Origin of the sequence: Bacillus inaquosorum KCTC 13429 (assembly GCF_000332645.1) — a bacterium.
In the GTDB taxonomy this organism is placed as follows: domain Bacteria; phylum Bacillota; class Bacilli; order Bacillales; family Bacillaceae; genus Bacillus; species Bacillus inaquosorum.
Map to the genome: position 1 here is coordinate 303,633 of NZ_AMXN01000002.1, position 12,319 is coordinate 315,951.

The 12,319-nt window shown below is 41.1% G+C and carries 10 protein-coding genes; 6 read left to right on the plus strand and 4 right to left on the minus strand.

Translation table 11 applies throughout. The annotated features are described in order from the left end of the window. Positions 1-324 precede the first annotated feature (324 nt). A complete protein-coding gene (locus tag BSI_RS14980) occupies positions 325-1,713 on the plus strand; it encodes an amino acid permease (RefSeq protein ID WP_003237325.1) in 1,389 nt (462 codons plus the stop codon). Positions 1,714-1,805: 92 nt separating this feature from the next. On the opposite strand, the gene BSI_RS14975 is transcribed toward BSI_RS14980, so the two are convergent. Further along, the gene (locus BSI_RS14975) at positions 1,806-2,438 is read right to left on the minus strand and encodes a LysE family transporter (RefSeq protein WP_003237327.1); all 633 of its coding nucleotides are present in this window, start codon (positions 2,436-2,438) and stop codon (positions 1,806-1,808) included. 152 nt (positions 2,439-2,590) lie between these two features. On the opposite strand from BSI_RS14975, the gene BSI_RS14970 reads away from it, so the two are divergent. The 5 genes from BSI_RS14970 (at position 2,591) to BSI_RS14950 (ending at position 7,418) form a co-directional block, all read left to right on the plus strand. Then, the gene (locus tag BSI_RS14970) at positions 2,591-3,418 is read left to right on the plus strand and encodes a TrmB family transcriptional regulator (RefSeq protein WP_003237329.1); all 828 of its coding nucleotides are present in this window, start codon (positions 2,591-2,593) and stop codon (positions 3,416-3,418) included. A gap of 203 nt (positions 3,419-3,621) precedes the next feature. Then, positions 3,622-4,122: an RNA polymerase sigma factor SigV gene (gene sigV / locus BSI_RS14965; RefSeq protein WP_003237331.1), complete on the plus strand. Its 501-nt coding sequence runs from the start codon at positions 3,622-3,624 to the stop codon at positions 4,120-4,122. Further along, a complete protein-coding gene (gene rsiV / locus BSI_RS14960; protein WP_003237333.1) occupies positions 4,122-4,979 on the plus strand; it encodes an anti-sigma-V factor RsiV in 858 nt (285 codons plus the stop codon). Before sigV ends, rsiV begins: the two co-directional genes overlap by 1 nt. A gap of 110 nt (positions 4,980-5,089) precedes the next feature. Then, a complete protein-coding gene (oatA, locus tag BSI_RS14955) occupies positions 5,090-7,006 on the plus strand; it encodes a peptidoglycan O-acetyltransferase OatA (protein WP_003237335.1) in 1,917 nt (638 codons plus the stop codon). 124 nt (positions 7,007-7,130) lie between these two features. Continuing rightward, positions 7,131-7,418: a YrhK family protein gene (locus tag BSI_RS14950; protein ID WP_003237337.1), complete on the plus strand. Its 288-nt coding sequence runs from the start codon at positions 7,131-7,133 to the stop codon at positions 7,416-7,418. A gap of 280 nt (positions 7,419-7,698) precedes the next feature. Here BSI_RS14950 and cypB read toward each other — a convergent pair whose 3' ends face one another. From cypB to BSI_RS14935, 3 genes are all read right to left on the minus strand, one after another. Beyond that, positions 7,699-10,860 carry a bifunctional cytochrome P450/NADPH--P450 reductase CypB gene (gene cypB, locus BSI_RS14945; RefSeq protein ID WP_003237339.1) on the minus strand — a complete coding sequence of 1,054 codons (3,162 nt, stop codon included), beginning with the start codon at positions 10,858-10,860 and terminating at the stop codon, positions 7,699-7,701. A gap of 15 nt (positions 10,861-10,875) precedes the next feature. Further along, positions 10,876-11,466, minus strand: a complete 591-nt coding sequence (gene fatR, locus BSI_RS14940; RefSeq protein WP_032731971.1) for a transcriptional regulator FatR — start codon at positions 11,464-11,466, stop codon at positions 10,876-10,878. Between the two features lie 224 nt (positions 11,467-11,690). Next, positions 11,691-12,233, minus strand: coding sequence for a class I SAM-dependent methyltransferase (locus tag BSI_RS14935; RefSeq protein ID WP_003237342.1), 543 nt, complete (start codon positions 12,231-12,233; stop codon positions 11,691-11,693). Positions 12,234-12,319: the final 86 nt, after the last annotated feature.

Consider the following 12,319-nt stretch of genomic DNA (forward strand, 5'->3'; position numbering starts at 1 on the left):
GAGCTGGCCCTCATAAGTATACTGTCATCATATATCCTAGCAAAACAAAAAAGACACCGTCAAAACGATGTCTTTTTGATTGGTTTCCTCCTTTCTGGCTAAGAATACTTTACATTTTTTCAATATGCACAACACTGATGATTTTCATGTTTTTCTACTATTCAATATAACTGGCAAGTAATAATAGAAAGTAAAAGGCATTTAACAGCTTTACGAACAAGGAAAATTTATTTTTAAAATTTAAAAATTAAACATTATATTCTCTTAAATGGTATAATATCCGATAAAACTTTATTCATCTTTTATTATTGGAGGAAAATAAAATTGACAGGCAATTCTAACAAAGACAATTTGGGACAACAGCAAAAATTGTCTAGAGGCCTTAAAAACAGGCATATACAATTAATGGCGATTGGGGGTGCAATCGGAACAGGCTTATTCTTAGGTTCAGGGAAATCCATCCACTTTGCGGGACCATCCATTTTATTTGCTTATTTGATCACGGGAGTCTTTTGCTTTTTCATTATGCGTTCGCTCGGAGAACTGCTCTTATCAAATGCGGGGTATCACTCTTTCGTTGATTTTGTAAGGGACTATTTAGGCGACATGGCAGCGTTTATCACTGGCTGGACCTACTGGTTCTGCTGGATTTCTCTCGCGATGGCTGATTTAACGGCGGTCGGTATTTATATGCAATATTGGCTTCCCGATGTGCCTCAATGGCTGCCGGGTCTTCTTGCGCTGATCATCCTGCTGATCATGAACCTTGCCACCGTTAAACTTTTCGGGGAATTAGAATTCTGGTTTGCATTAATCAAAGTCATTGCCATACTGGCTCTTATCGTAACTGGTATTTTCTTGATTGCGAAAGGTTTTTCTGCAGCTTCCAGCTCAGCCAGCCTCACGAATCTTTGGAGCCATGGCGGCATGTTTCCAAATGGATGGCATGGATTTATTCTTTCATTCCAAATGGTTGTCTTCGCTTTTGTGGGAATTGAACTTGTCGGACTGACAGCAGGTGAAACTGAAAATCCCCAAAAAGTGATCCCTAAAGCCATCAATCAAATCCCTGCCCGGATTTTACTTTTTTATGTCGGCGCACTTTTTGTGATTATGTGTATCTATCCTTGGAATGTTTTGAATCCAAATGAAAGCCCGTTTGTTCAAGTGTTCTCTGCTGTAGGCATTGTTGCCGCTGCCAGTATGATCAATTTTGTTGTATTAACATCAGCTGCATCAGCGGCCAATAGCGCTTTATTCAGCACAAGCCGCATGGTCTATTCTCTTGCCAAGGATCATCACGCACCTGGCTTGCTAAAGAAACTGACTTCATCTAAAGTTCCAAGCAATGCGCTGTTCTTCTCAACCATCGCCATTCTGATTGGCGTTAGCCTGAATTATATAATGCCGGAGCAAGTCTTTACACTGATTACTAGTGTTTCTACAATATGCTTCATTTTCATTTGGGGCATTACGGTGATTTGCCATTTGAAATATCGAAAAACAAGGCCGCATGAAGCGAAAGCAAGCAAATTTAAAATGCCTTTTTACCCATTATCCAACTACTTAACACTTGCATTTCTCGCGTTCATTCTTGTCGTATTGGCACTGGCGAATGATACACGTGTTGCTTTGTTTGTCACTCCGGTCTGGTTTGTTTTATTGATTATTTTGTATAAGGTGCAAACCATCAGGGGACATAAGATAAAATAACAAAAAAGACAAGGGATACTCACTCCCTTGTCTTTTTTGTATGCGCCAAACACTAAATTCATTTTGGTCTCCAACACCAACGGAACCGAAAATTAATTCAAACCAGTTTTGATGCCGAAACCAACTAATATAATGCCAGTTACTTTTTGAAAAGCTTTCTGAAACTTCGAGTTTTTCATCCATTTTTTTGCGTAATCAATAATATAAACGAGAAAGAGGAACCACAACACCGCTATTAAGGTTAAGATTGAAGCTAAAATAATGAGTTGCTGGTTTATATTTCCCTTCAGATTGATAAATTGGGGCATGATTGTAACATAAACCAAAACAGTTTTAGGATTGAGAATGTTACTAAGTGATCCCTGCATAAAGGAAGTTTTATAATAACGTTTCGGAGAATTTGCCGTGGTGTTTGCTTGGGATTGCATGTCATCTATAGAAAACATACTTTTGGCAAAAAAACTTTTTACACCTAAATAAATTAGGTATGCTGCTCCCAAATATTTAATCGTTGTGAAAAGAATCACTGACTTTGCAATCACCACTGATAATCCTAAAATGGCAATAACCGTCCAAAAGGAAAGTCCTGTTGCCAATCCGAGAATGTTGTAACGCCCAGCCTTTGCGCCATATCTAAGGGTATTCTTCATAACAAGCATCGTATCTGCTCCCGGTATGATAACCATCATGGCAGCGATCGGAATGTATGCGAGTAAGCTATGCATTTCTTCTCCCCCTTTAAAAATCTCTCCGACATATAGTGACTACGAAAGTAACTACTTAAAAAAATTGTATCAATACGTTTGGAATAAATCAATATGGTTTGTTAAAATAGCGATTACAAAGGCAGGCGACTGCTCTTTATATTGGAGGATATATGAAGGAAAATATGTTAGACATTTTAAAAAACCTCAATTTTACCGAATATGAATCGAAAGCATATCTTGCTTTATTGCAAGAATCGCCTTTAACAGGCTATGCCGTCGCCAAAAATTCCGGAGTGCCCCGCTCAAAAATTTATGAAGTTTTGGAAAGCCTTGTCTTAAGGGGAGATGTTTTTGTAAGTCACGGAAATACGCCTCAGTATGTGCCTGTCCCCGCTAAAGAACTGATTAAAAACCGCCGGCTCAAAGCGGAAGAGCATTTTGACCAGGCTGAGAAATACTTTGAAAACTTCGAGCAGACCGCAAATGACCGGGAAAATATCTGGAATATCACCGGACGCAGTGAAATTCTTGAAAAGGTGAAGGCTTGTATTTTATCCGCAAAAAAAAGAATTCTTTTAGAAATCTGGAAAGAGGATTATGAAGAAATAGAAACAGAGCTGAGACAGGCGGCAACTAAAGGTGTAAATGTCACCATCATTGCGTACGGAGATATCGCATCTGATTTTGCTACTGTGTACCTTCATGATATGAGCAGTGAAATTACAGAAGAGTATGACGGGCGGTGGCTTGTATATAGCGGAGATGATTCAGAAGTTGTAGCAGGTATCGTCTCTCTTGGTAACGACAGCCGTGCTGCATGGACGATGCATGTAGGTTTAGTCATGCCTATTACTGAAGTGATCATTCATGATCTGTACCTCATGGAAATTTTGAAAAAGCATAGAGGGCTTTTAGAAGAAAGCTTTGGAAAAAATCTCATCCAGCTGCGCCGCAAATTTTCTATCCACTCAGATTTCAAAAAACATTATCTGGAATAGAGCAATAGTATAAAAACATGGCTTGTATCAGCAAGCCATGTTTTTATATGCATTCCTTTCTGCAAAGTTTTTGCGATCTTCCCCCGTTCTGATCACTTCTTTAAAAAAATGTGATTCTGCGCAAACTATTTTTCAGCCTGCCGCGTCTATCCTAGGTAACAGCCTATGATATACGTATATTCAAAAAGGAGTCCTTTATTGCAATGAAGAAAAAACAAACAACAAAAGCGTTGCTTGTCACATGCATAACTGATCATAAGCAAGATTTCTACAGGTTGGCTTTCAGTTATGTAAAAAATCAAGATGACGCATTAGATATTGTTCAGGAATCTATAAAAAAAGCACTGAGCTCAGTTGAAACGGTCAGAAACCCTGAGACGATAAAAAGCTGGTTTTATAAAATTTTAGTACGGACAGCTATTGATTTTTTGCGCAAACAAAAAAAGGTAAAAGTGATGGATGACGAAACGTTAGAGTTTTTAAGCAACGGAAAGGAAGACCATTACAAGGACACTGATCTTCATGAGGCGCTTGATGCATTGCCGTACCGTTATAAAACCATTATTATTTTGCGCTTTTTTGAAGACCTCAAATTAGAAGAAATTGCGGAAATTACAGGGGAAAACATGAATACCGTCAAAACGCGCTTATACAGAGCATTGAAGCTGATGCGCATTCAGTTGACGAAGGAGGATCTTTCTTAATGGATAAGAGATTGCAGCAATTAAGAGAAGAATATAAAAGTGTTCAGATTCCTAAGGAACTTGATATCATTGTTGAAAAAGCCCTTCAACAAGAACCAAAAAAGAAAAGAATCGTCATGTGGCCGACATCAGCAGCTGTCGCGGCGGCTATTTTATTCACTGCACTTGTCAATATCAACCCAGACGCAGCTCAAGCGATGTCAAGAATCCCTGTCATCGGCAAGATTGTCAAGGCCATCACTTTTATTGAGATCAAAGAGGAGAAAGATCAATCGAGCATCGATGTCAAAACACCTGCTCTGTCCGGACTTTCTAATAAAGAGCTTGAAAACAGCATTAACCAGAAATACTTGAAAGAAAGCAAGCAGCTGTACAAAGAATTTATACAGTCTACATCCAAAAACAAAAAAGGACATCTCAGTATCTACAGTGATTACGAGACAGTAACAGACACGCCAGATTTACTCTCTATTCGGCGTGATATTGAAAAAACACAAGCATCATCTTACACACAAAGCCGCTATATCACGATTGACAAAAAGAATGATATTTTACTTACATTAAAAAGCTTGTTCAAAGATGAGAGCTATATTAAAGTCATCAGCCAAAACATCAAAGAACAAATGAAACAGCAAATGAAGGAAGATCCAAATAAAATATATTGGCTCACTGACGAAGATGCAGAACCGTTCAAAACGATTTTGCCTGATCAAACGTTTTATATTACTGAAGACCATAAACTTGTGATCTCATTTGATGAATATGAAGTTGCCCCCGGCTATATGGGCGTTACCGAGTTTAAAATTCCAACCAGCGTCATTTCAAGCTTGCTCGTGGGAGAACGTTATGTTCGATAATATAAAAAACATCCATCTCATATCATGGATGTTTTCTCTCTTCTCTATTTGAGGTCGTAACCTCGCTGCCAAAACAACGAGAATCTCTGCACACTATTGGAGGAATACCCATGTATCACAAGACAAAGCATCATCGATATATCCCTGGACTCGATGGCCTTCGGGCTTTTGCCGTCCTGTCAGTTATCGCTTATCACCTAAACTTCAGCTGGGCTAACGGAGGCTTCATTGGAGTTGATATCTTTTTTGTTTTATCCGGCTATTTAATTACATCCATTCTATTGCCGGCACATGGAAATGATATCAGCCTTGATTTTCGGGACTTTTGGGTGCGCCGAATTCGGCGGCTTCTGCCAGCGGCTTACCTCATGATCTTTTTTACTGTTATTTGGGTTGTATTGTTTGACAGGGAACTATTGCACACTATACGCGGAGATGCCATTTCCTCTCTTTTTTATATGAGTAATTGGTGGTTTATTTTTCACAAACTATCATATTTTGATAGTTTCGGTTCCCCATCACCTCTGAAAAACCTTTGGTCGCTGGCGATTGAAGAACAATTTTATATGATATGGCCGATGTTCTTGGTTGTTGGAATGTACATATTTAAAAACCGCGCCAGATTGGCGGCGGCGGTGTCATTGCTAGCGCTTTGTTCAGCCGTGATGATGAGCATATTGTATGAACCCGGCGGAGATCCGAGCCGCGTGTACTACGGCACAGATACTCGTTCGTTTGCGCTTCTCATCGGGTGTGCCCTGGCTCTTGTATGGCCGATGAAAAGACTGTCTTCCAACAGGCTGTCAAACAAACTGAAGCACACTTTGCACGCTACTGAACTTTCGGCGTTTTGTATTTTAGTGTTGTGTGTCTATTTCACAGATGAATATGAGCCTTTTCTTTACAGAGGCGGAATGCTTTTGATTAGCATGATTGCCGCAATCCTTATTGCATGTGTATGCCATCCGAGCAGCTTTTTAGGCAATCTGCTTTCATGGAGGCCGCTCCGTTGGCTTGGAACGAGGTCTTACGGTATTTATCTTTGGCACTACCCTGTTATTGTGTTAAGCACGCCAGTTCAAGAAATCGGAAACCCTGTTTTTTGGCATATTGTGCTAAAGGTCATTGTTACATTTATACTCGCCGAGCTTTCCTATCATTTTATTGAGAAGCCGATACGGACACAGGGATTTAGATCATTTTTCCGCCGTATTTTTATACATAGAATCAGAGAATGGAAAACGACATCTGTCATCAGCAAAACGTCAATTGGTTTCGTCATTCTCGCTATACTAATTTTTGCGGGAGGGCTGTCTGGGCTAGCCGGAGAGCAAAAGCACCCCACCAAATGGACGTATAGCTCACAAAAAACAAACGCTGATACCAGCCAGGCTTCTGAGGATAGAAAGAAAGCTGAAGCTGATAAAGACAGGGAAAACAATCCTGAACAAAAGACAACAGACTCCAATCAAGATCAAAAGGAAAACAAAAATAATGATCAAGAGACTAGTAAAAATAAAGACAAGCAATCTCAGCAGGCGAAAGAACCAGCAGACTCTGATAAAGAAGTGTTAGCTATAGGAGATTCCGTCATGCTTGATATTGCCTCACACCTCCGCCAGTCACTTTCACATGTTACGATTGATGGAAAGGTGGGGAGACAAATGTCTCAAGCTCTGGAACTCGCAAATGAATACAAGTCTTTTAATCAGCCGAACAAGGCTGTCATCATTGAGCTGGGAACCAATGGCTACTTTACAAACAGCCAAATCGAACAATTGCTTCAATCTTTCTCAAAAGCTCATATCTATCTTGTCAATACACGAGTTCCCCGCCAATGGGAAAGCAAGGTAAATGAATCTTTGCAGCAACAGGCGCACGCACATCAAAATGTTACGTTAGTTGACTGGCACACAGAAGCTCTTCAGCACCCAGAATACTTTACACCTGATGGCGTACACTTGGTTCCTCAAGGGGCTAAAGCTTTGACTGGTCTTATTGTTCAGGCGATGAAATCGTTTTTGTAAGATAAGAGGTCCTATTTAAAAACATTGTTGATCTTTCTCTCATCATCTCCATTTTTTCAAAACAATTCTTATGTTTACATGTCGTTTACGTGAGGGTAAGCCAAAATAGAATGGAGGGATGATAGTGGCAGCTAATGAAGAACATGACATCAAAAAAGAACTCAATCGATACGAGCTTTTTTTCAAAAAACGATATAAGGTTCTTTATACAGTAAATGATTTTATCATTGGTGCTTTGTTTCTTGTCGGAAGCTTTTTCTTTTTTTATGACCAATTAATGTCGGCAGGGATATGGCTGTTTGCTATTGGGAGCTTGCTGCTGTTAGTCAGGCCCACAATTCGGCTGATTCATGACTTTCATTACCGAAAACATGTGGAACGCCAGTTTAAACATCGATCTTCAGCCGATTAATCCTCATGCTTGTGGTCTTGAGGAATAGAAATATTTGCTTAACGAAAACAAACTGACAAGAAAATCTGAAGCACAATATACAAAAACAAGACTTTTTGACTATTTATTTTTAAAAATAAGGCAAAAAACCTAAACCTTTGTCCCTGTATGACGATATTAACAATAAGGCCGGCGCGATACTCCCTATAACATCCTTTTCAGTAGATTTCAATATCGTGCCGGCTTTTTCATATGCAAAATAACCCCGCCATTCTGATTGATGGCGGGGTTCGATTTTTTATTACATACCTGACCAAACGTCTTTGACATAGCGTTTTTGGTTTTGCAGATTCATCAGCCATTCAGCTGATTCTTCCTGATTTGCTCCTTTTTCAGCTTCATACGCCAGTCGCAAAGTATTCTCTACATCAGGAGCCATTCGCGATCCATCACCGCATACGTAAATGTGAGCCCCTTTTTCAATGAGTGATATCAGCTTCTGTGCATCTAGTTTGAGCAAGTGCTGGACATATTCTTTTGATTCGTTTTCGACGCGTGAATAGCACCGGCGGACTGTAACCAAACCATCCTGTTCCGCCTGATCCAGCTCTTCTCTGTAAAGATCGTCATGATCGGGGCGCCGGCAGCCGAAATAGAAAAGAGCTTCACCAAGCGTGTTTCCTTCCTTCTTCAAAACAGATCTTGTCTGAATAAAGCCCCTGAATGGCGCAATTCCTGTACCCGGCCCGACCATAATCATAGGCGTTTCAGGGTCATCTGGCATTTGAAATCCGGATTGCGGCGTTCGGATGAAGCAGGCTGCTGCATCACCTGTATTCAGCTCTGCTAAATAATTAGAGGCGACTCCCCGGTACTCTCCGCGCCCGCTCCAAGCTGAGCCTTTAACAACCCCTACTGTCATGCTCACGATATTAGCATGCACTTTCGGTGAGCTTGATATGGAATAATATCGCGGTTTTAGTGAAGGCAAAAGTTCTAAAAACCGCTCAAACGGCATTTCGCAGGCAGGGTAATCCTCTAAAAGATCAAGCATGGTGAGACGTTTTTCCAGTACCTGCTCTTTATAAATGCCATCTGCTGAAACGAGCTGTTCCAGCTCTTTTTTATGCGGCGGACAAACTGTATAAGAAGCCAGCTCCCGAAGCTGAAGCCTTGAAGCCGGTTCCTGCAGCTCCACATAGGACGACAATAAATCCGCCACTTTGATCGGCCGATCCATCGGAAGATGAGCCATATGAGGGCTTCCGCTCATTTTTATCACATGATTGGACTGCAAACCGAATCTGCTGAGAACCCGCTGAACAAGCTCCTGGCTGTTTTTCGGCAATATTCCGATATGATCGCCTTCTTTATATGTTTTGGCGTCAGGAACCTGCAATTCAATATGGCGGGTGGAACGCGGACTATCAGCTGTCTGGAGCTCCCGGTTCTCTAAGACAATCCCTTCAAACGCACCATATGCTTTGGCAAGCGGCGTTTCCGTCGCTTCACTGAGAAAAGTAATCGATAATGAAGGCCTGTCTTCTTTCTGAGATATTTCGTTTATATCAAATGCTTTTATCGTTTCCTTCCAGAAGCGGTTTTCCCAAGACTCGCGATGGCTTTCAAAATCATCGGCGGCATCACCTTCCCCAATCGGTGTTAAACGTGATGCCCCTTTCGCTTGCATCATGTCATCTATAAGGCGCGGAATCCGCTGATACGTGCTGGCCCAACTCCGGTTTCCGCAGCCGAATACCGCATAGGAGACCCCTTTTAATCGGCCTTCCTCAAGCTCTTCCAGCCACTCTACAAAGCCGGCAGCATTATCAGGCGGCGCCCCATTATAAGAAGCCGTAACGATGACGACAGCGCCTTGTTCAGGAAGCTTGCCAATATAATCATCAAGCGGAGCTGTTTCGGCTGTAAATCCCAGCTGGCGGCCGTAAGCAGCCAATTCTCCTGCTATTCCTTCCGCTGTTCCAAGGTTTGAACCGTAAAGAACGAGTAAAGGTGTGCCGTGTTTAGGTTTTGTTTCTTTTGGCTTCGTTTCTGTTTTGTTGTCAGCCTGTTCTCGTCTCTGTACATTAATTGCTGCTGTTTTCCGCGGTTTCACAGTAATTTTAAATTCATCCGGCTTGATCGTTAATGCCTCTTTGATTTTCAGTTCGTATCCAGTATGGTTCATCAAATCAAAATGCTTTAATACAAGACCGAGAACCATCGTCGCTTCTTGGAGAGCAAACTGCATGCCAATACAAGCGCGCTGCCCGTTTCCAAACGGCTTATAAGCATGGTGAGGAATACTCGAAGGGTCTTCAAACCGTTCCGGACGAAAATCTTCTGCATCTTCTCCCCAAGCATTTTGATCCCGGTGCAGCTTCGGAATCAAAACAGTGACAGGCTGACCTTTGCTGATCGGGTATTCCCCGCCTAGAACAGTATCCTCCTTCGCATAGAGAGAAAAGGCCGGAGCTGTTGGATATAGCCTGAGTGTTTCATTTAACACCATCCGAATGTATTTCAGCTGCTGGATTTGTTTATATTCCGGCGTGTCTGTTAACACGCGATCGGCTTCCTCTTGCGCTTTTTTCAGTTTTTCCGGATGTGTAAGCAGACAGTAAATCGCAAAGGAAAGCAAACCGCTTGTTGTTTCATGCCCTGCAATTAAAAATGTGATGATTTGGTATCGAATATTTTTATCATCCAGCGTTTCACCTGTTACAGGATCTTTTGCATAGAGCATGAGCGATAAAAGATCCTTAATGTTTTCATCCGGATTCTCTTTTCGCTCCGCTATCATTCTATCGACAAGGGAGTTCATGACTTCTATATCCTTTTGGAACTGCAGCTTCGTTTTCACCATCATCTTATCTTGCAGGCCCAATCTTTTCGATTGATTCATCGCCTCTTTTAAGGCACTGAGCATGCTGGTGATAAACGGATGCTGAGAATCACGGTAAAAGCTGTTGAAGCGATAGTTAAACCCGCATAATCCGATCGTATCAAGCGTCAGACGGGTCATGTCGTCCGCTACATCAATTTCTTCATTAGGATTAAGCCGGCTCCATTTTTGAATCAGCTGGGTTGCGATATCCAGCATCATAGAATGATAGCCTTTCATCGCTTTTTGACTGAAACTTGGCAGCAAAATGCGGTGGGCTTTTTGCCAGTTCGGTTCGTGGGTCCAGCTTGTAAATAAGCCGTCTCCGCCGAACTCGCGCACCTTTAGCAAGCCTTTGCCAAGGTTTTTGTCAAAACGGCTTTCATCACACACTTCAGCCACAAGATTGTGTCCGGATACAAAAACACTGGACACCCCTGGAAAATCGAAGCGGAAAATCGGTCCCAATTCATCAGCTAACCTCCATAAGGATTGAGAAAGCTGCTCTTTTTCCAGATGCGGAAGATTTTTTAAAGGTCCGTATGTTTTGGGCTGAGGTATGGCGCTTGCCTGTTTCATTAACATCTTCCTTTCCTATTTTTGTGAAGTAAATGAATGAAGCTTGATGGCGTCCCAGCAGCATTGTTCCAATTCAGTAATTAAATCAGTGTCCATCTCTATATCACCCGTTTGGACAAGCTGATATATCTTGAGAAACGCCCCTAACACAATTGCAATTAACACATTAGAGGGCAGGCCGCGTATCACGCCTTCTGCTTTTCCCTTGTTAAAATAGTCATCAAGCATTTGAGTCAGATTTTCTATCATTTTTCTGCTTGTGTCGTTTAAGTAATGAGCGTCTTTTTTCGTTTCAAGAAAAAAAAGCGCATAATCGCTCTCTTTCGTAAATTGAACGAGACAGCAAAATACGTGGCGAAAGCCTTCTCTGGCAGGCAATTCCGAAAAATCCTGCTTCAGCTTTTCGGTAAAGCGCTGGATGCTTTCTTGAAACAATACGTTGACGAGTGTTTCTTTGCTGTCAAAATAGCGGTAGATCGTTCCTGTCCCAACATGAGCTCGTTCAGCTATCATAGGGATAGTGGTAGCGTTAAATCCCCTTTCCGTAAATAGTGAAACCGACGCTTTCATAATCATGTCGTACTTACTGCTGGATGCGGATAACATGTATGTTGCAACCTCCGATTCTTCGTCGCGGAATGAACATTCATTCCTTTTGTTCATAATAAACATGTCCGATCTGTCTGATATCACCTCTTTACCCTTGCTTATGTTATCAGTTTATATGAAAAAAACTTTTTTTAATATAAAGTATATGCAAAAAATAAAAAATTAAGAAAATATACCCAAAACCAAAATGAGGGCCCTGGATATATTTCCCGAGAAATTTTTTATTTAACAGCCACAATGCACAGACAGGAATCACGCCTGATGACGGAAAGATCCCTAAAATGCTGATCTTTCAGCAGCTGAATATACGTTTTCTCTTTCTCACCGGTATTTGTATCAATACTGATGTAAAACCGGCCGTCAATTTGAAGCACCCGATAAATTTCTCTTAATGCAAGCCTCATATCAGTGCAGCTCTGAACCGTATGTAAGGAAAACACTTTATTAAAGGTACGGTCATCAAAGGGAATGTTCTCAGGATAACCATGAAAAATCTCCCCTTTCCCCATGTTCTTTCGATTCGCTCGTGATATCTGTCTTACCTTTCGCTTTGACGGGTCAATGCTTTTTAAGCTTCCCTTTTCCAGTTTCTCGGTTATGTTCTTAAAGACAGTGCCATTTCCAATTCCAATTTCTAAAATTCTGTCATTTTCCTGTATGTCTATAGAGTCAATCATCATATGCTCAATGGTTTTTGTTTGCTTATATTTCCGAGAAAATAATTTCAAAAGATTCGATCGTTTATAGAGTCTATTTTCTAGCATTTTAAACACCTGCTTTTGGTTTCCTATGCTTATTTATTATATTAAAAAAATAAACATCACCTTCATTTTAAAATGTGAATGAAGAT

Bases quoted from the DNA above. Each gene is read 5' to 3' on its own strand.
- BSI_RS14975 (WP_003237327.1), bottom strand. From the start codon at position 2,438: ATGCATAGCTTACTCGCATACATTCCGATCGCTGCCATGATGGTTATC.
- BSI_RS14970 (WP_003237329.1), top strand. From the start codon at position 2,591: ATGAAGGAAAATATGTTAGACATTTTAAAAAACCTCAATTTTACCGAA.
- sigV (WP_003237331.1), top strand. From the start codon at position 3,622: ATGAAGAAAAAACAAACAACAAAAGCGTTGCTTGTCACATGCATAACT.
- rsiV (WP_003237333.1), top strand. From the start codon at position 4,122: ATGGATAAGAGATTGCAGCAATTAAGAGAAGAATATAAAAGTGTTCAG.
- oatA (WP_003237335.1), top strand. From the start codon at position 5,090: ATGTATCACAAGACAAAGCATCATCGATATATCCCTGGACTCGATGGC.
- cypB (WP_003237339.1), bottom strand. From the start codon at position 10,860: ATGAAACAGGCAAGCGCCATACCTCAGCCCAAAACATACGGACCTTTA.
- fatR (WP_032731971.1), bottom strand. From the start codon at position 11,466: ATGTTATCCGCATCCAGCAGTAAGTACGACATGATTATGAAAGCGTCG.
- BSI_RS14935 (WP_003237342.1), bottom strand. From the start codon at position 12,233: ATGCTAGAAAATAGACTCTATAAACGATCGAATCTTTTGAAATTATTT.